Origin of the sequence: Vibrio sp. CK2-1 (assembly GCF_021726515.1) — a bacterium.
In the GTDB taxonomy this organism is placed as follows: Bacteria; Pseudomonadota; Gammaproteobacteria; order Enterobacterales; family Vibrionaceae; genus Vibrio.
Genome location: NZ_JAKKCJ010000008.1, coordinates 81,932 through 100,528, shown reverse-complemented (window position 1 = coordinate 100,528; position 18,597 = coordinate 81,932). Strand labels below are relative to the sequence as shown.

General features: G+C 41.3%; 15 protein-coding genes and 2 tRNA genes. 10 read left to right on the top strand and 7 right to left on the bottom strand.

Annotated features, from left to right (window positions below):
* Window positions 1–47 precede the first annotated feature (47 nt).
* The 3 genes from L3V25_RS15770 to nfsA all read left to right on the top strand — a co-directional run bounded on the left by L3V25_RS15770 (window position 48) and on the right by nfsA (window position 1,211).
* A tRNA-Asp gene (locus L3V25_RS15770) sits at window positions 48–124 on the top strand.
* A gap of 70 nt (window positions 125–194) precedes the next feature.
* Window positions 195–271, top strand: a tRNA-Trp gene (locus L3V25_RS15765).
* 217 nt (window positions 272–488) lie between these two features.
* Window positions 489–1,211: an oxygen-insensitive NADPH nitroreductase gene (gene nfsA / locus L3V25_RS15760; RefSeq protein ID WP_237296407.1), complete on the top strand. Its 723-nt coding sequence runs from the start codon at window positions 489–491 to the stop codon at window positions 1,209–1,211.
* Window positions 1,212–1,316: 105 nt separating this feature from the next.
* On the opposite strand, the gene L3V25_RS15755 is transcribed toward nfsA, so the two are convergent.
* From L3V25_RS15755 to rdgC, 3 genes are all read right to left on the bottom strand, one after another.
* Entirely contained in the window at window positions 1,317–1,571 is a 255-nt protein-coding gene (locus L3V25_RS15755) for a YfhL family 4Fe-4S dicluster ferredoxin (RefSeq protein WP_237296406.1), read from the bottom strand.
* A gap of 1 nt (window position 1,572) precedes the next feature.
* Window positions 1,573–2,976 (bottom strand): tRNA 5-hydroxyuridine modification protein YegQ, encoded by a 1,404-nt coding sequence (gene yegQ, locus L3V25_RS15750; RefSeq protein WP_237296405.1) that lies wholly within the window; start codon window positions 2,974–2,976, stop codon window positions 1,573–1,575.
* A gap of 182 nt (window positions 2,977–3,158) precedes the next feature.
* Complete coding sequence (gene rdgC, locus L3V25_RS15745) at window positions 3,159–4,070, bottom strand: recombination-associated protein RdgC (protein WP_237296404.1); 912 nt, start codon at window positions 4,068–4,070, stop codon at window positions 3,159–3,161.
* A 256-nt stretch (window positions 4,071–4,326) separates the two neighbouring features.
* Here rdgC and phoB point away from each other — a divergent pair, with 256 nt between their 5' ends.
* The 3 genes from phoB to L3V25_RS15730 are packed head-to-tail and all read left to right on the top strand — an operon-like array spanning window position 4,327 to window position 7,339.
* Window positions 4,327–5,016 (top strand): phosphate regulon transcriptional regulator PhoB, encoded by a 690-nt coding sequence (gene phoB / locus L3V25_RS15740; protein WP_237296403.1) that lies wholly within the window; start codon window positions 4,327–4,329, stop codon window positions 5,014–5,016.
* Window positions 5,017–5,052: 36 nt separating this feature from the next.
* Window positions 5,053–6,360, top strand: coding sequence for a phosphate regulon sensor histidine kinase PhoR (phoR, locus tag L3V25_RS15735; protein ID WP_237296402.1), 1,308 nt, complete (start codon window positions 5,053–5,055; stop codon window positions 6,358–6,360).
* Window positions 6,361–6,376: 16 nt separating this feature from the next.
* Window positions 6,377–7,339, top strand: a complete 963-nt coding sequence (locus tag L3V25_RS15730; RefSeq protein WP_237296401.1) for a phosphate ABC transporter substrate-binding protein PstS family protein — start codon at window positions 6,377–6,379, stop codon at window positions 7,337–7,339.
* Window positions 7,340–7,475: 136 nt separating this feature from the next.
* Here L3V25_RS15730 and ppx read toward each other — a convergent pair whose 3' ends face one another.
* Window positions 7,476–9,017 carry an exopolyphosphatase gene (gene ppx / locus L3V25_RS15725; RefSeq protein ID WP_237296400.1) on the bottom strand — a complete coding sequence of 514 codons (1,542 nt, stop codon included), beginning with the start codon at window positions 9,015–9,017 and terminating at the stop codon, window positions 7,476–7,478.
* A gap of 10 nt (window positions 9,018–9,027) precedes the next feature.
* Complete coding sequence (ppk1, locus tag L3V25_RS15720; RefSeq protein WP_237296399.1) at window positions 9,028–11,103, bottom strand: polyphosphate kinase 1; 2,076 nt, start codon at window positions 11,101–11,103, stop codon at window positions 9,028–9,030.
* Window positions 11,104–11,321: 218 nt separating this feature from the next.
* On the opposite strand from ppk1, the gene L3V25_RS15715 reads away from it, so the two are divergent.
* The 4 genes from L3V25_RS15715 to phoU are packed head-to-tail and all read left to right on the top strand — an operon-like array spanning window position 11,322 to window position 16,891.
* Window positions 11,322–13,613: an ABC transporter permease subunit gene (locus L3V25_RS15715; protein WP_237296398.1), complete on the top strand. Its 2,292-nt coding sequence runs from the start codon at window positions 11,322–11,324 to the stop codon at window positions 13,611–13,613.
* Between the two features lie 57 nt (window positions 13,614–13,670).
* Window positions 13,671–15,332 (top strand): phosphate ABC transporter permease PstA, encoded by a 1,662-nt coding sequence (gene pstA, locus L3V25_RS15710; protein WP_237296397.1) that lies wholly within the window; start codon window positions 13,671–13,673, stop codon window positions 15,330–15,332.
* A gap of 1 nt (window position 15,333) precedes the next feature.
* Window positions 15,334–16,152 carry a phosphate ABC transporter ATP-binding protein PstB gene (gene pstB / locus L3V25_RS15705; protein ID WP_237296396.1) on the top strand — a complete coding sequence of 273 codons (819 nt, stop codon included), beginning with the start codon at window positions 15,334–15,336 and terminating at the stop codon, window positions 16,150–16,152.
* A gap of 46 nt (window positions 16,153–16,198) precedes the next feature.
* Window positions 16,199–16,891, top strand: a complete 693-nt coding sequence (gene phoU, locus L3V25_RS15700) for a phosphate signaling complex protein PhoU (RefSeq protein ID WP_237296395.1) — start codon at window positions 16,199–16,201, stop codon at window positions 16,889–16,891.
* A gap of 98 nt (window positions 16,892–16,989) precedes the next feature.
* On the opposite strand, the gene L3V25_RS15695 is transcribed toward phoU, so the two are convergent.
* Both L3V25_RS15695 and L3V25_RS15690 read right to left on the bottom strand, forming a co-directional pair.
* Window positions 16,990–17,733, bottom strand: coding sequence for a copper homeostasis protein CutC (locus tag L3V25_RS15695; RefSeq protein WP_237296394.1), 744 nt, complete (start codon window positions 17,731–17,733; stop codon window positions 16,990–16,992).
* 89 nt (window positions 17,734–17,822) lie between these two features.
* Complete coding sequence (locus L3V25_RS15690) at window positions 17,823–18,434, bottom strand: peroxiredoxin C (protein ID WP_237296393.1); 612 nt, start codon at window positions 18,432–18,434, stop codon at window positions 17,823–17,825.
* Window positions 18,435–18,597: the final 163 nt, after the last annotated feature.

Below are 18,597 nucleotides of genomic sequence, written 5' to 3'. Positions count from 1 at the left end.
AGTAGGACATCGCCAGGCTTTGAATTGAAATACTGAATAGACACTGCGGAGTGGTAGTTCAGTTGGTTAGAATACCGGCCTGTCACGCCGGGGGTCGCGGGTTCGAGTCCCGTCCACTCCGCCACTTTTTCTTAAATATTAGAAAAAGACAATTTACTTTATTAGCCAATATAAAGTAATATAAACAAAGTTTTAGGGGTGTAGCTCCAATTGGCAGAGCAGCGGATTCCAAATCCGCGTGTTGGGAGTTCGAATCTCTCCACCCCTGCCATATTGAAGGCCTTAGCAGAAATGCTGAGGCCTTTTTTACGTTTAGTGGATCTGATGCAAAGCAGCGGATTCTCGTAGTAGAAGACTAGTCATGTCGTACTTTTGGCTTTAAATTCAATTATAGATATGATTTTTATTCATATTCTCTTTGCGTATTCTCAATTAAAGCAAAGCGAGATAATGTGGTAGAGTTGCGGCAAATATTAGAGGAGAAAGATATGAATTCGACTATTGAAACTATGCTAAACCACCGCTCAATTCGTAAGTTTACCGAGCAACCGATCGCTTCTGAGCAATTAGAGTCTATCTTGTCTGCGGGAATCTCAGCATCATCATCTAGCTTTCTCCAAACTACCTCGATCATTCGTGTTACCGACCCGACTAAACGTGCTGCATTGGCTGAGTTTGCTGGCGGGCAAAAATATGTTGAAACGGCCGCTGAGTTTTTAGTGTTTTGTATCGATTATCAACGCCACTTTCAATTATCACCCGAAGTGAAACCAGAGTTCACTGAACTGACATTAATTGGCGCGATTGATGCCGGTATTATGGCGCAAAATACACTACTTGCTGCAGAGTCACTAGGCTTAGGTGGTGTTTATATTGGTGGCTTACGTAATGCACCTAAAGAAGTCGATGAATTGTTAGGTCTTCCGAAATATTGTGCAGTGATGTTTGGGATGTGTTTAGGTCATCCAGATCAAGATCCACAAATTAAGCCTCGTTTGCCACAGAGGGTCATGGTGCATCAAGATGGATATCAACCGCTTTCAGAGCAAGCAATCAAGAAATACGATGCTGAGACTAGCCATTATTATCAGACGCGCGGTAGTAATCAAAAGTCAGGATCGTGGTCGGATCATATTAGTAGTCGACTAAGCCAAGAGTCACGTCCATTTATCCGTGACTACTTAAATTCTAAAGGGTTGGCGACGAAGTAATTCATCTTTAAATGAGCATAAAAAATCGCCTGTTGCATGATAAGTGCAGCAGGCCATTTTGTTTATTCAACGTTTATAGAATTTTAATTAGCTAACAATTGATGATTAAGCCAAGTTTTGGATAACCACAAACTTTTCAAGTAGCTGATCTTCCGTTTCTATATGCTCAGGATCGGTAATGATGCAATTGTTAATTGGGCATACCGATTGGCAGGTAGGCTTATCGTAATGTCCTTTACATTCAGTGCATAGGTTATGATCAATTTCATAAATGCTATCACCCATACTGATTGCGCCATTCGGGCATTCAGGGTCGCACATATCGCAATTGATGCACTTATCTGTAATTAATAAGGCCATATTACTTTGCTTCTGCTGTCGCGGCTGAAACTGGATTACGCGTATTTTGTCCATTAGACAGGTTACGCATTAATAAACCGTAGCTTAAATCGAGCTCTTCCGGCACAGGGATAAATACAAAGTGTCCGTTACCTTTTGCGTCATCCACTTTTTCTGACTTACGGTTTTCCATTTCTTCTAAAGTGAAGTTGATATTTCCGTTTGGTGTCATTAGCTCCAAGCTATCACCTAGTAAGAATTTATTTTTCACTTCAACTTCAGCTAAATGGCCACGGCGTTTACCGGTAAATTCACCAACAAACTGCTGAGAATCCGATACTGAATAGCCGTAATCATAGTTTTGGTAAGTATCGTGAGTATGACGACGTAAAAACCCTTCGGTATAACCACGGTGAGCAAGGCTCTCTAATGTACCCATTAGGCTTTCATCGAAAGGTTTACCTGCTACCGCATCATCAATCGCTTTGCGATAAACTTGTGCAGTACGCGCGCAGTAATAGAAAGACTTAGTACGGCCTTCAATTTTCAACGAATGAACACCCATCTTAGTTAGGCGCTCAACATGTTGGATCGCACGTAGATCTTTCGAGTTCATGATGTAGGTACCATGCTCATCTTCAAATGCCGCCATTTTTTCTTCAGGGCGGTGAGATTCTGACAGCAATACCACTTCATCAGTTGGTTTACCAAGACCTAAAGTATTTTCAGGACGTTGCTCTTGAACTTCAATATCTTGCGCTTGGCTTGGATCGAATTGTTCAACGATCTGGCCGGCATCATTTTCGGTGCCTTTTTCTACTTTATATTCCCAGCGACAAGCATTCGTACACGTTCCTTGGTTAGGATCTCGCTTGTTCATGTAGCCAGATAATAAACAACGGCCAGAATAAGCCATGCATAACGCGCCATGAACGAAAATTTCTAATTCAGTTTCAGGGCAATGTTCACGAATTTCTTCAATTTCTTCTAGAGAAAGCTCACGTGATAAAATTACGCGCTCAACACCTTGAGTCGACCAGAACTTCACTGTTGCCCAGTTAACCGCATTAGCTTGAACCGATAAGTGGATTGGCATTTCAGGGAAAGCTTCACGTACCATCATGATTAAACCAGGATCTGACATGATCAACGCATCCGGTCCCATATCAACGACGGGCTTCAAATCACGAATGAAAGTTTTAAGTTTTGAATTGTGTGGCTGGATATTACATACCACATACAATTTTTTACCTAAAGCGTGGGCTTCATCGATACCGATTTGTAGGTTTTCATGATTGAATTCATTGTTACGTACACGCAGGCTGTAACGAGGTTGTCCGGCGTAAACCGCATCGGCACCATAAGCGAATGCATAGCGCATATTTTTTAGGCTGCCAGCAGGAGACAGTAGTTCTGGTTTAAACATAATGTATTTCTCTAGGTCTGATTTCAGGTCAGATTCATACCACCAAGCGGTATAAATTAGGGGAGCGAATTTTACGCCAAGTTAAGAAGAAAAGCGAGAAAAGCACAAGGGAAGTAGGGAATAAATAAACAGCAGAGCCTTGCTGTGTAACAAAGCTCTGGATAATGGTTAGGATTTAACGATTAATTGTTTTTCGGTAATCCACCTAGTGCATCAAATAGTTGCGGGAAAAATGCGTCGAATTCACCGCACATTAGAGCAAAATCTGCATCAAAACGTTGAGCTTGGTCTTCACGAGGAATGTCTTCATTGGTGTCTTTTAATTCATCGCTGAATTTTAAACGTTTAATGCTGACATCGGCAGCCAGTACAAATTCAATACGTTCTTGCCAATCAAGCGCCAGTTTTGTTACCACTTTATCGGCAGCGATATGGTTTTGAATTTCTTCCGCGCTCAGCTCTTGTTTCTTACAACGAATGATCCCGCCTTCTTCCTGTAAAGAATGGAACTCAGCTTCATCTAATAGTTGCAGACCTTGTGGTAGATCGCCGGTTTTTACCCATTCGGTTAAACTGGTTTCAATCGCAACTTCTGGAATAGCTGGTACAACAGGAAGACTACCTAAGGTTTTGCGTAGTAGAGCGAGTGCATCTTCCGCTTTTTTACTGCTGCTTGAATCCACCACAATAAAGCCAAGCTTTGGCATGATTAAAATTGATGTAAAGTTATGACGACTAAACGCACGTGGTAATAAGTCGATTAAGATTTCATCTTTAAGATCATCTTTTTCTTTTTTCTTAAGAGGTCGACCTTCTTGTTGTTCAAGCAGATCAATTTTGTCTTGTAGTGAGTCTTTAATTACTGAAGCAGGAAGCAGCTTCTCTTCTTTTTTTGCTTTGATCAGAATGTGATCACCAGCGATGTGAGTTAATACATCTGAGTGCTTATTCAGTACACTCGTCCAGCCAAATTTTTGCTTATCTTGGCTACCACAAGGCGTGAACTTAAATTCAGCGAGTTGAGATTCGAGTTTATCAACATCAAAGTTAATTTCACGATTGAAACGGTACACTAAACAATTCTTAAACCACATAACTCTCATACTCAGTCTGGAAATTGGACGCCTATCATAGAAGATTTATTCACTTAGTCAAAGTGAAGGAGAGTATTCAACGCAGTTCTGACTTAAAGCAATGGTTGCTGTGACAAAATAACCATGATTGGTTGACAGTTATATGAAAATTACTTTGCAGAAGTCACAAAACTGTCATACTTAAGACACATAATAAGTAGCAGATTAATTTTGGCTAATTTAAATTAGTAAAGTAGACGCGAAAGGATTTTTGGGTATGTCGAGAAGAATTTTGGTTGTTGAAGATGAAGCTCCTATCAGGGAAATGTTGTGCTTTGTTTTAGAACAAAAAGGGTACCAACCGGTTGAAGCTGAAGATTACGATACCGCCATTAATAAATTGTGCGAACCCTATCCGGATTTGATCTTATTAGATTGGATGTTACCAGGCGGTTCCGGTATCAATTTTATTAAACACCTTAAGCGTGAAGAGTTAACCCGAAATATTCCTGTCGTGATGCTTACTGCACGTGGTGAAGAAGAAGATAAAGTTCGCGGTTTAGAAGTCGGTGCGGATGATTACATTACCAAACCTTTTTCTCCTAAAGAACTCGTCGCTCGCTTAAAAGCGGTTATTCGTCGTGTTACACCTACAGCAGTAGAAGATGTCATTGATGTTCAAGGATTAAAACTCGATCCTGTCTCTCACCGTGTGACAGCGAATGATTCTCCACTCGACATGGGGCCGACTGAGTTTAAAATGCTACATTTCTTTATGACGCATCAAGAGCGAGTCTATAGCCGTGAACAGTTATTGAATAACGTTTGGGGCACCAATGTTTATGTTGAAGATCGCACGGTTGATGTACATATTCGTCGCTTGAGAAAAGCATTGGAGCAAGAAGGTCACGATAAACTTGTTCAAACCGTACGTGGTGCAGGTTACCGTTTCTCAACACGAGCTTAATTTATATTTTATCCGAATGACGGAGTATCGAACTGAATGGTTGAAAGGTTAACCAGAAAAAAGCTAGCTTGGTCGCTGGCTTTTTTTTACCTTCCGTGGCTAATAATTGGCTGGTTTTTTGGTTATATGGGCTGGCTCTTATTTGCCGCTACCGTATTACAACTCTTATGGCAATTGCATAACCAAATACGCTTATCTGAATGGCTGTGGGATGAAAAACGCTTGAGCCCACCTTCAGGTACTGGCCATTGGGAACCGGTATTTAACGGTATTTATCGTTTGCAGCAAAAGCAGCGTCGTCGTAGAAAAGAACTCGCCAATTTAATTCGTCGTTTTAGAAATGGTGCGGAATCCTTACCCGATGCCGTGGTGGTATTTCGTAGTGAAGGCAATATTGTCTGGTGCAATAAACTCGCTCAATCGCTACTTGGCTTTCGTTGGCCAGATGATTCAGGGCAACCGATCGCCAATTTAATTCGCACGCCTGATTTTATTAAATACCTTTCTAAGCAAGATTTTACTGAACCGCTTGAAATGCTATCTCCGCTTACGCCTGAGCGTATTTTAGAATTGCGTATTGTACCTTATACCGATGGTGAGCACCTGATGGTTGTGCGTGATGTGACGCAATTAAAACAACTGGAAGGGATGCGTAGAAACTTCTTTGCTAATGTTTCCCATGAATTAAGAACGCCGATGACGGTATTGCAAGGTTATCTTGAGATGACTGAAGATCCTGAAATCTTGGCGGGACCAATGTGGTCGAAGGCGCATGGTGTGATGACTGAGCAATTGTCGCGTATGAATGCCTTGGTTGAACAATTGCTGACACTCTCGAAGATTGAAGCATCACCGATTCATGAGCTTGATGAAATTGTGAATGTGCCGGCGATGTTAGAAATTTTAGAAAAAGAAGCCATCGCGTTAAGTGGTGATAATCAACATAAAATTGTGTTTGATATCGATAAGAACATGACGGTATATGGTGATGAAGAGCAGCTACGCAGTGCCATTTCAAACCTAGTGTATAACGCCGTTAAGTACACTCCGGCGGGGGCAGATGTACATGTTAAATGGTATGAAACGTCTGAAGGTGCATGCCTATCGGTTGAAGACTCTGGTGATGGCATTGAGCCTCAACATATTAACCGATTAACAGAACGTTTCTATCGAGTGGATAAAGCTCGGTCCCGTGAAACTGGTGGTAGTGGGCTTGGTTTGGCAATTGCTAAGCACGCATTAAGCCACCATGAGTCTTATTTAGAGATCACCAGTGAAGTCGATAGAGGTAGTTGCTTTTCGTTCGTATTACCTAAGAAGCTTGTCGCTCGTTCAATTTCATAACATGCAAAGGAAGAATATGCGTTACGCAGTACTCGCTTGTTTGATGGTCGTATTTTCAATGCCTTGTCTGGCAAAGGAAATCGCTAGTGATGAGCTTGACAGCTACCATAAAGTATCAGGAATGTCGGGAACTATATCTTCTGTAGGTTCGGACACTCTTGCGACATTGACCTCTGTGTGGGCGGAAGATTTTCAACGTATTTACCCTAATATTAATATGCAGCTTCAATCTTCTGGCTCATCAACGGCACCAACAGCTTTGACAGAAGGAACATCACAACTTGGCCCAATGAGTCGCCCTATGAAAGCCAAAGAATTGGAGGCTTTTGAGCGTCAATATGGGTACCCACCAGTTCAATTAAAAATTGCCATTGATGCAATTGGTATTTTTGTACATAAAGATAACCCAATTGAAGGTTTAAACTTTTCACAAGTGGATGCCATTTTTTCATCAACGTTAAAATGTGGAGCAACCGCACCATTAAATAAGTGGCAACAACTAGGCATAAATACCGAGTGGGCTAAGTTAGGTTTCCAACTTTTTGGTCGTAATTCGGTATCAGGTACTTATGGTTACTTTAAGCAACATGCATTGTGCAAAGGTGACTTTAAAAGGCAAGTGAATGAACAACCTGGCTCAGCTTCTGTTGTGCAATCTGTTGCCTCTTCAATTAATAGCATTGGCTATTCTGGTGTGGGTTATCAAGTATCAAAAGCGAAATTGATCCCCATTGCTCTTGAAGGGCAAGATTATATTTATCCAACTCGAGATAATATTTTAGATGGTCGTTATCCACTCGCTCGTTATTTATATGTTTATGTAAATAAGAATCCATTAAAGCCACTGCCTCGACCACAGGCTGAATTTTTAAAGTTTATATACTCTAAACAAGGACAAAGAGGGGTGGAGAAGGATGGTTATGTTCCTCTATCACGTGAACTGGCCAATGCTCAACTGCAGAAAGTCGGCTTGCGTTAATTTATTAGAGAAGTCATTCGAAAAATGATAAACGTTTTCTAAACAGCTTAGTTTAATCTTTATAAATAAAAACAGCCTTGAAAAAGGCTGTTTTAACGTTCAAAAAAGTTGTCATGGCAATAAAGGGTATATCGCTTTAAAAGCTGAGGTTCCAACCCGCATTGCTCCAATATTGCTGCTCTGTTTGTAAGTCGGCATGTAATAAGCGATTGTTATCTAGCCAATCTTCATCTTCACAAGCTAGTTTCCATAGTTGATCAGCACCTTCTTCATTCTTTCCACCGTTTATTGTTTCCACTGAAATAGTCAACTTAGGCAGCTCATTTTCTTCTTTTCGCTGCCCATTAACGACGATCGCTAAACGTAATATGGCAATTAAAGGTAGTATTTGTTTTTTCTTATAAATGGTTAATTCGGGCATTTCTTGCAGTTTAAGGGCTTTACGTTGAAAACGAACTAATGCAGCAAGAACTTGTTGTTGTTCTTGGTTAAATCCCGGCATGTTGGTGTGTTGAAGGATGTAAGCAGAATGGCGGTGAAAGCCTTTATAGCTAATACTAAGCCCAACTTCATGTAGTAAGGCTCCCCAGGATAATAAGCTGCAAAGTCCGCTTTTAGGTTTTATATCGAGTTCTGAACCTACTTGTTTTAAAAAGCGCTCAGCTTGATTACGTACATTTTTAGCATGACTCACATCAACTTGATGTTTATCGGCAAGGTTTTCTGCGGTACGCATGCGAATATCTGAACGCTGGAATCGCTCTTCCATTTCATACATTAAACCTTCACGTAATGCACCATCGGAAAAATGCAGTTGTTTGATGCAAAACGATTCAAATATAGCTAATAAAATCGCGACACCAGCTGCAAATACAGGTTTCCGTTCATCGGTTAAACCTTCGAGCTTAATATCATCAATTTGATCTAGTTTGCACAATTCTTCAACCAGTTGGTTGAGTCGTTCTAAGGTGATAATGCCATCTTCATGCCCCATACCAATGAGGACTTCTCTGATTGCTTTTATCGTACCCGAAGAGCCTATTGCAGCATCCCAACCTAACTTCTTGTATGGTTTACATAAGGCTTCTAACTTTTGCTGAGCCGCTAAGATAGCTTTAGAGAAGTTCTTCTTTGATAACTTCCCATTGTGGAAAAATTTATTGGTATAACTGACGCAACCTAACTGCTTACTATTAAGTAGTTGAGGTTCAAAGCCAGCACCAATGATCATTTCAGTACTGCCACCACCGATATCAATAACAAACTTTTTCTCCCACTCAGGTTGAGTATGGGCAACGCCTAAATAAATTAAGCGTGCTTCTTCAACACCTGCAATCACTTCAATTGGAAAGGGTAATACATGACGAGCACGAGAGAGAAATATATGAGCATTATTGGCTTGGCGAAGCGTATGTGTTGCCGCGATCCTGACGTTATCGGCATCGAAGTCTTGTATACGTTCAGCAAACATGGCGAGACAGTCCAAGCCACGTTGCATTGCGGTATTGTCTAAGTTCATATGTGAATCTAAACCATCAGCTAACCGAACACGTTGTTTATGGCGACTGACAATTTGCAAATCATGGCCAGTGACTTTGGCCACCACCATGTGAAAACTGTTTGAGCCTAAATCGATAGCGGCAATGTGCCTAATACTTGGTTCGGTTGCTAGATTCATAAATACCTATTTATTCTGTTTTTAAACGAGCCTTCCTCTCAATTTGCTTTAAATAATCATAAATAGCAATTTGTGAGCGGACTTTTTTTCGATTGCCGCGTGGTACATAGCTGTTACTCATCTCTTTATCGATACGTCTGGCTTTGACGGTATCAATAAAATGAATGTTGAGAATATCGATGATCCGTTGTTTTAATCGTTGAGAATGGATAGGGGTTGCGACTTCGATTCGATAATCTAAGTTACGTGTCATCCAGTCGGCTGAAGAAATATAAACTTTTGGATCGCCATCATTTTCAGTCACAACGACCCTAGGGTGTTCTAAAAATCGATCGACAATACTAATAATTGAAATGTTTTCACTCACCCCAGGAATGCCAGGTACTAATGAGCACATGCCGCGAACGATCATGCGGATTTTAACCCCAGCATTGCTTGCGCCGTATAACTTATTAACGAGGCCCTTATCGACTAGGTTGTTTACTTTTAAAGTAATACCAGCGGGGCGACCTTCTTTAGCAATGGCGATTTCATTGTCTATTAATTTATAAATTTGTTGGCGAGCATTGCGTGGTGACACCATCAATTGAGTAAATTTGACAGGGCGATAAGGGTTTTCAATATAACCAAAGACACTTTTCACTTCGCTGGTTAATTGTGGATCTGCAGTTAACAAAGCGAAGTCGGTATAAATTCGAGCGGTTTTTTCGTGAAAGTTACCGGTACCAATATGAGCGTAACGCTTTAATTCATCATCTTCTCTACGAGTAATCAGTAATAGTTTTGAGTGTATTTTTAATCCTGGTGCGCCGAAAATAACATGTACACCGGCATCCGTTAGTAATTTAGCCCATTCAATATTGGCTTCTTCGTCAAAACGAGCTTGCAGCTCAACCACCACGGTGACTTTCTTTTTGTTGTGTACCGCATCCATCAAGGAATTCATCAGCTTCGAGTTTTTTGCAACACGATAAATATTGATTTTGATACTGATTACTTTGGGATCAAAAGAAGCCTGTCGAACTAACTCGGTAATATGGTCAAAGCTGTGATACGGATAATACAATAAAATATCTTGCGCGCTGATGGCTTCAAAGTTATTTGGATAACCATCAAAATCAGCACATTTAAGTGGCGCTAAAGGTTTGTTTTCTAAGTAGTCCCTTCCCACGTTTGGAAAGCCAGTGAAATCTTTAAAGTTATGATAACGGCCACCAGGAATTAAGCTGTCATAACTACTCATGTTTAGCTTTTCACATAAATATTTAAGTAGATCTTCCGGCATATCTCGTTGATAGACGAGTCGCACAGGCATAGCAGTCAGGCGCTGGTTGACCCCTTCCGACATCTGCTCTAATAAACTGTGTTCAACCTCATGGCGTAAATCATATTCAGCGTCACGCGTCATGGTCATGGTGTAGCAATTAAGCTCATCGTATTCAAAGAAGCCTTTGAAAATATCATCCAGACAAAAGCGAATAATATTATCAAGCAGTATAATCGTTTTACGTCTCTTACCTTTTTGTTCCGGTACCATAATGAAGCGCGGAAGATGATCGGTGGGAATATCAATTAAGGCATAATTCTTTTGGTCTTGATGAATGATTTCCGCAGTAAGGTAAGAATGCTCATCCTTTAAAAAGCTCAGTACGTCGGTATCTTTATTCATCAAAAAGGGGGTGATGTGAGGAAGCACTTCACGTTGGAAATACTTTTTGATCCATTTTTGTTGAGATTCTTGCAGCTGTGATTCGTTAACTAAGAATATGCGGCGTCGAGCCATTTCGAGTATTAATTCGTTATACAATTCATCAAATCGTTGATTAAGCTTTAATACTTTCGACTGCATCTTGGTTAAAAGATGTTTAGGGCTGTCGTTGCTACCACTTTCTTGGCTGATTAAAATGCGACGTTTTACATCAGCAAAGCGAACTTTATAAAACTCATCTAAATTACTAGAAAAGATCCCTAAAAAACGTACACGTTCAATCAGAGGAACTGTTTTATCGGCCGCTTCTTGTAAGACGCGTTCATTAAACGATAGCCAACTTAGTTCTTTTTCTATGTAGAGTTTCTCGGAGCTCATTTTACCATCCAGCATGTATTAGTAGAGAAGGGGAGAGAGAATGGAATCCTTTACCATATCTAATAGAGTACGTTAGTGGTTTTTTGTGACACTTTTATTTCAATGAGGCTTATATAAAGAAGCAATAGTAGTAAAATCAACTACAAATCAAAGTATAGTAATAAAACTGTCACACAATCGACATATTATGTCATCAATCAAAAAAGGTACTGTGGAACATGGCTCAAGTCGATACTTTCTTTCAAAAACGAGATAAAAGGCGATGGCTGACAGATCGCTTTGCAAGCTCGGTGATTAAACTGGGAGGTATTAGTGTTCTTATCGCTTTAGTATTACTGATTTTCTATTTGATTGTAGTCATTGCGCCTATATTTTCTCCTGCAGGTATAAAGCTAAAAAGTGAATACTTACTTACGGCTAATCAAACTATAAATAAAACCTTTGCCGTTGGTATTGATGATGACGGTAGTACGGCTTTCCGCTTTACTGACGATGGAAAGTTGATTTTCTCTTCGCTCAACCAATCTTTAAATTCCTCGGTTAACACTAGTCAAAAGGTCGAGCCGTTATTGGTGAGCCAAATTGTTGAACAGCCAGTGGCCTTTAAGGCGGCGGAAACCAGTTCTCGTTGGTATGCTTATGCTGATAACCAAGGAGGAATCCATGCGGTTCGACCTAAGTTTTCGACTGTGTTTACCGCTGGTGGTCGTCAGTCTTCTCCAAGCTTTAGTGCTTTTGCCGATAACCCGGTCTCCCTTGATAGTGATGGGGTCGCAATTCGTCAGTTTGATTTTTCTATACAGGCGGATCAGGCGACCTTTATTGGTATTAACCAAAATGGTGAGTGGCGCGCTACTGGTTATCAAAATACTTCACAATTTGGCGATACGGAATCACATTGGCAAAGTTCTCCACTTAACCTACCCAAGTTATCTCCCAAGGTGAGAGATTTTGTACTCACGCCAGATGGGCAAACCTTATATGTGCTATATCCTGATTCGATCAGCGTTTTAAAGCGTAATGATGCAGGTTTCCTATTACGAGAAAGTGTCGCTTTAGTGAGTACACCTATTAATCAGGATTCTCAAAAAGAAAAGTCGCCATCGGTACAAGGCGTTAAGCTCGATTTACTTTCCGGAGCTTATTCCGTTTTAGTTACTCAATCGGATGGTAAGGTTTCGCAATGGTTTGATGTGCTAAAAGAGGGTAAGCGCCAGTTTACTCAAATTCGTGATTTTGATTCAGGCAATAAGGCTGAAACCGCTTTTGTGTTGCCGGACTTTTATCGTAAAGGTTTCTTCTTATTTGATGATGCTGGCCGAGTTAATAATTTCTACACTACTTCAGATGATAAAGTTTTCTCGAAAAAAATTGCTCAAACATTGCCTCTAGCTGCGGCGACCTCATCCAATGAGCAGTTTTTAATTACCGCCTTTCAAGACAAACTATCGCTATTTAAGATTGATAATCCTCACCCTGATATTTCCTTTACCTCTTTATGGAAAAAAGTATGGTATGAGGGGTACCCTGAACCTGAGTTTATTTGGCAATCTACGGCTGCCAGTAATGATTTTGAAGCGAAATTTAGCTTAGTTCCTATCGCTTTTGGCACTTTAAAATCAGCGTTATTTGCCATGATCTTTGCTGTGCCAATTTCTATTTGTGGCGCGGTTTATACGGCTTACTTTATGACGCCAAGAATGCGCCGTTACGTAAAACCGACGATTGAGTTAATGGAAGCTCTGCCGACGGTGATTATTGGTTTTCTGGCGGGATTATGGTTAGCTCCAATCGTTGAGTTAAATTTACTCAATACCGTCTTGTTTATCGTGTTGTTACCTGTGGTGATTCTGCTCGCAGCGCTGTTGTGGCAAGCGGTTCGAAAATCTACTGGGCTAGGTGAATATCAAGGTTGGATAGCGTTATTTCTAGTACCTGTGGTGATCGGTTTTGCTTGGTTGGTATTCAGCTATGGCCATTATTTCGAACATTGGTTGTTTGGCGGTGATGTTCGATTATTTATGGCCAATATGGGCATCGACTTCGATCAAAGAAATGCATTAATTGTGGGCTTTGCAATGGGCTTTGCGGTGATCCCAACCATTTTTACCATTGCGGAAGATGCCATATTCTCAGTACCAAAACACTTATCCGATGGTGCTAGTGCGCTTGGTGCGACCCCGTGGCAATGTTTAATTACCGTAGTTTTAGTCACTGCATCTCCCGGGATATTCTCAGCGGTGATGATGGGACTAGGGCGCGCGGTTGGTGAAACCATGATTGTACTGATGGCAACCGGTAATACTCCTGTGATGGATTGGAATATTTTTGAAGGCATGCGAACCTTGTCGGCCAATATTGCGATTGAAATGCCGGAATCGGAAGTCGGCAGCTCTCATTTCCGATTATTGTTTTTGTCGGCTTTCTTATTGTTTATTTTTACCTTTGTCGTCAACTCGATAGCAGAGCTAATCCGCCAACGTTTAAGGGATAAGTACAGTGCTTTATAGTTCAATGACAAAAGGTGGCTTGATATTTGGAGTGATATTGGGAGTACGAGGTCTGCAATGTTAAGCCGTTATCAATTTACTTGGATTAAATCTGGTAATCCTTGGATATGGCTGACGGCTGGCGCTGTGAGTATTAGCCTTATTTCAGTATTAGGCTTACTGCTATTAATTGGTTGGAAAGGGCTAGTGTACTTTTGGCCAGCGCCTTTATATCAATGGCAGGATGAGAATGGGCAGCGCTTGATAGGTCAGAACTATCAGCAAAATTATGTTTCTCTTGATCAGCTATCAAATCAAGATAGACAGTGGCCAGAGTCTGTATTGCAATCTGGGCAAGCGCAGCGATTATCTATCAAAGTGGCTAACCGTGATATTTATCCGCGAGATTTTATTTCGGTATTATCAATAGATTTACATCATCAAGATACGCCTCAAGATCTTGCTGTTTTTGAGCGTACGCGTTCAGGGGACTTTTTTGGTCAACCGGTATCATTTGAAAGCGAAGGCCAAGTTTATAAAAACTCACTACCTAAGCGCATTGCGATTGCGATACAAAGTGCGGATGCGGTTCGGGATCAGATTGATGATATTTTACAAAATGAACTGCAAGTCGTTACTCAACAACTTAATAAGTTACGTATTGAGAAGCGATTAAAGCAGCAGGAAGGCCAAGCGACAGCCGCCTACCTCAAAACCTTATATCAACGTCAAGATGCGTTAGAGTCTAAGTTTACTCTGGCTGAAAGTAAGATTTTAGCATTGCAAGAACAACTATCATCAGCACGAGTGCTAGTGAAAGATATGAAAGGTGAGATTGTTTCCTTACCTTTAGATTCAATATTGGATGTTTGGTATCCCAATGCAATGAGTTGGGGAGAAAAGGCTCATCATTGGGCTAAACAAGTTGGAAAGTTTTTACTCGATAACCCAAGAGAGTCGAATTCAGAGGGTGGCGTCTTTCCGGCTATTTTCGGTACCGTGTTATTAGTTATTATCATGTCAGTGGTCGTTATGCCGCTTGGTGTGATTGCTGCAATTTATCTGCATGAGTACGCCAGAAATACCATGCTTACACGACTGATTCGAATCTCAGTGGTTAATCTCGCCGGCGTGCCATCGATAGTCTATGGCGTGTTTGGTCTAGGTTTCTTTGTCTACACCATAGGTAGTTCAATTGATGAGTTGTTCTACTCTGATACCTTACCTACGCCGACGTTTGGTACTCCCGGTTTGCTATGGTCTGCGATGACGTTAGCAATATTAACTCTACCAGTGGTGATTGTTGCTACAGAAGAAGGGTTGGCTCGGGTGCCAAACTCGGTTCGACACGGTTCTTATGCTCTAGGAGCAACTAAGTTCGAAACGTTATGGAGAACCGTGTTGCCTATGGTGAGTCCTGCGATCATGACGGGTTTAATTCTTGCGGTTGCAAGGGCGGCAGGTGAAGTAGCCCCTTTGATGCTGGTGGGGGTAGTGAAATTGGCTTCTAATTTGCCGGTTGATGGTAATTTCCCATACCTACACTTAGAAAGAAAATTTATGCATCTTGGTTTTCACGTTTATGATGTGGGTTTCCAAACGCCGAATATTGAAGCGGCAAGGCCATTGGTATTTGCGACGTCATTTTTATTGATCACGGTCGTCGTTGGTCTCAATATTACTGCGATCATGATCCGCAATAATTTACGCGAAAAGTTTAAGATATTAGGAAACGATTAATATGCTTTCGATTCATTCGGCGCTTGGGCATCCTGAACCTTTAGATGTTCATAACCTAACCGAAAAACAAACGGCGATTTCTATCGATGGTTTGAACTTGTTTTACCATAAAGCTCAAGCCTTGAAAGATATTAGTATGCGTATTCCTAAAGGCCAAGTGACCGCTTTTATCGGACCTTCTGGCTGTGGTAAATCGACTTTGTTGCGCTGTATCAACCGCATGAATGATTTAGTAGATGGTTGCCGAGTAGAAGGCGAGGTTCTTTTAAACGGTAATAATATTTATCACCCTAATGTTGATGTCGCGAGCTTGCGTCGACGAGTGGGTATGGTATTCCAACGTCCTAACCCTTTCCCTAAATCAATTTATGAAAATGTGGTATATGGGTTACGTTTGCAAGGGATCAAAGATTCTCGCTCTTTAGATGATGCGGTTGAGCGTTCATTACGCGCGGCAGCCTTGTGGACTGAAGTGAAAGATCGCCTACATGAAAATGCTTTTGGATTGTCTGGAGGCCAGCAGCAACGTTTAGTGATTGCTCGCGCTATCGCCATTGAGCCTGAAGTCTTATTACTCGATGAGCCGACATCCGCTTTGGATCCGATTTCTACGTTGACGATTGAAGAGTTGATCTCGGAATTAAAAACCAAATACACAGTGGTGATTGTTACGCATAATATGCAACAAGCCGCACGAGTAAGTGATCACACGGCTTTTGTGCACATGGGGCAGCTGGTGGAATATAGTGATACCGATTCAATTTTCACTTCGCCAAAAATGAAGAAAACCGAAGATTACATTACGGGACGATACGGTTAATCTATTGTCAGTAAATAAGTAATGGTAAATAAGGATTTAAAATAGCATGCAACTTGGTCGTCATATTTCAGGGCAGTTTAATGTCGAGCTTGAGTCTATTCGTACTCACGTATTGGCGATGGGCGGCTTGGTTGAAGAGCAGCTTTCTCTGGCATTACACGCGCTGTATAAACACGATTCTCAATTAGCCACTAAGGTTAAGCGTAATGATGACAAAGTGAACCAAATGGAAGTGGCGATTGATGAAGCTTGCACGCGCATTATTGCTAAAAGGCAGCCAACCGCAAAAGATCTACGTTTGGTGATGGCGATCATTAAAACCATTTCAGATCTGGAACGAATTGGTGATGTCGCGACTAAGCTGAGTTATGTCGCACAAGAAGCATTTGCCCCGAAACAAGAAACCTTGATTGTTTCAGTTGAAGCGTTTGGGCGCATGGCCGTCAACATGTTACATCAAGTGTTAGATGCTTTTGCTCGCATGGATGTACAAGCTGCAGCAGCGGTATATCGGATGGATGATGAGCTGGATTCGGAGCATAAAAAAGTTCAGCAGCAGATGATCAATTTTATGATGCAAGATCCTAGTTCAGTACCCAAAGTGATGCAGATAGTTGCCTGCGCTCAATCGATAGAAAGAGTCGGTGATCGCTGCCAGAATATCTGTGAATACATCATTTACTTCGTACAAGGTAAAGATGTTCGTCATGATAAGGATTATTTAGAATCTTTAATTTAAGATAAATGACTAGCTTTTCATTGTAAAAATGGCGACTAATTGAGGTCGCCATTTTTATTCGATTGCTATTAAATGCCAGTTTTTTAAACGCCTACTTTTCAAAAGCACTGGATGGCTTGCTTCACCGATTGAATGGTTTGTTTACTGGTTACCGGAATTGCAAAATCATCGACTGAATCTGAACCCATTTTTGCGCTATCAGCGTGCAGTTTCATGTAACTAGGGCGAGTAGTTTTTCCTGAAAGGTGAATCTCGTGAATACCAGTTTGCTTGATTATTTGCGCTGCATTATCAATGTTAACACCTGCGCCAGCCATAATCGAAAATCGCCCTTGAGCTTGTTTAACCATTTCCGCGATAACGTTAATGCCTTGTTCTGCGGTACTCGCTAACCCTGACGTTAATATGCGTTCACAGCCTAGTTCAGCGATATCTTCTAGTGCTTGTTTAGGATCTCGACATTGATCAATTGCTCGATGAAAAGTCACGCGCATACCTGAAGCGGCTTCGATAAGACGCTGACATGTTGCTTTATCCACATCACCTTCTGCGGTAAGAGCACCAATCACAATGCCTTGCAAGCCCGCTTGTTTGGCGCAAAGCACATCTTCTAGCATCGATTCAACATCTTGCTCGCTATACAGAAAGTCACCTTGGCGAGGGCGAATCATGGCGTAAACCGGAACACTTGAGTATTGAGCGGCTTTTTTCATAAAACCATAGCTAGGGGTTAAGCCACCTAACGCAAGCGATGAGCATAGTTCAATACGAGTCGCACCACCTTCAATCGCAAGGTGTAGGGATTCTAAATTATCAATACAGACTTCTAATTCAATGGTCATGATAGGCTCTAAGCTAAAAAGTGATGGTGTATTGTAAAACAAAAAAAGCCCCGCACAATGGCGGGGCTCAATAAACCGTTTAGGCTAAATTATTTTTTGCCTAGGTCATCTGAGTGCTCAGATAGGAATGAAGCAACACCTTTTGGAGATGCGTCCATACCTGCTTTACCTTCTTCCCACTGTGCTGGGCAAACTTCACCGTGTTTTTGGTGGAAGTTTAGTGCGTCAACCATACGTAGCATTTCATCAATGTTACGACCTAGTGGAAGATCGTTAACCACTTGGTGACGTACAAGACCGTCTTCGTCGATTAGGAAAGAACCACGGAAAGCAACGCCTGCTTCTGGGTGCTCAACATCGTATGCTTTAACGATTTCGTGTTTAACGTCAGCAACTAGAGGGTATTTAACTTGACCGATACCGCCGTCAGCGATAGCAGTGTTACGCCATGCGTTGTGTGAGAATTGTGAATCGATAGAAACACCGATTACTTCAACGCCTTTAGCTTGGAAATCTTCGAAACGCTTGTCGAAAGCGATTAGCTCTGATGGGCAAACGAATGTGAAGTCTAGAGGGTAGAAGAAAACAACGGCTTTCTTGCCTTTAGTGAATTCTGTAAAGTTGAATGAATCAACAATTTCACCGTTACCTAGAACTGCTGCTGCTGTGAAATCTGGGGCTTGACGACCTACTAGTACCATTTTATTGCTCCTAAATTTTTCTTTGATATAAAAATCAACACTCAAACTTCTGTGTCTGAGTTTTGTTTCAACGCGACAAACTATAGTACAAGTTGTAGTATGAAAAAAAGCGAAATAAACCGATTAACTTCATCGAAAAAAGCGATTATCTCTAATTTGTGAT

Excerpts from the sequence above, each read along its gene's own strand:
- nfsA (WP_237296407.1), top strand. The coding sequence starts at position 489 with ATGAATTCGACTATTGAAACTATGCTAAACCACCGCTCAATTCGTAAG.
- L3V25_RS15755 (WP_237296406.1), bottom strand. The coding sequence starts at position 1,571 with ATGGCCTTATTAATTACAGATAAGTGCATCAATTGCGATATGTGCGAC.
- yegQ (WP_237296405.1), bottom strand. The coding sequence starts at position 2,976 with ATGTTTAAACCAGAACTACTGTCTCCTGCTGGCAGCCTAAAAAATATG.
- rdgC (WP_237296404.1), bottom strand. The coding sequence starts at position 4,070 with ATGTGGTTTAAGAATTGTTTAGTGTACCGTTTCAATCGTGAAATTAAC.
- phoB (WP_237296403.1), top strand. The coding sequence starts at position 4,327 with ATGTCGAGAAGAATTTTGGTTGTTGAAGATGAAGCTCCTATCAGGGAA.
- phoR (WP_237296402.1), top strand. The coding sequence starts at position 5,053 with ATGGTTGAAAGGTTAACCAGAAAAAAGCTAGCTTGGTCGCTGGCTTTT.
- L3V25_RS15730 (WP_237296401.1), top strand. The coding sequence starts at position 6,377 with ATGCGTTACGCAGTACTCGCTTGTTTGATGGTCGTATTTTCAATGCCT.
- ppx (WP_237296400.1), bottom strand. The coding sequence starts at position 9,017 with ATGAATCTAGCAACCGAACCAAGTATTAGGCACATTGCCGCTATCGAT.
- ppk1 (WP_237296399.1), bottom strand. The coding sequence starts at position 11,103 with ATGAGCTCCGAGAAACTCTACATAGAAAAAGAACTAAGTTGGCTATCG.
- L3V25_RS15715 (WP_237296398.1), top strand. The coding sequence starts at position 11,322 with ATGGCTCAAGTCGATACTTTCTTTCAAAAACGAGATAAAAGGCGATGG.
- pstA (WP_237296397.1), top strand. The coding sequence starts at position 13,671 with ATGTTAAGCCGTTATCAATTTACTTGGATTAAATCTGGTAATCCTTGG.
- pstB (WP_237296396.1), top strand. The coding sequence starts at position 15,334 with ATGCTTTCGATTCATTCGGCGCTTGGGCATCCTGAACCTTTAGATGTT.
- phoU (WP_237296395.1), top strand. The coding sequence starts at position 16,199 with ATGCAACTTGGTCGTCATATTTCAGGGCAGTTTAATGTCGAGCTTGAG.
- L3V25_RS15695 (WP_237296394.1), bottom strand. The coding sequence starts at position 17,733 with ATGACCATTGAATTAGAAGTCTGTATTGATAATTTAGAATCCCTACAC.
- L3V25_RS15690 (WP_237296393.1), bottom strand. The coding sequence starts at position 18,434 with ATGGTACTAGTAGGTCGTCAAGCCCCAGATTTCACAGCAGCAGCAGTT.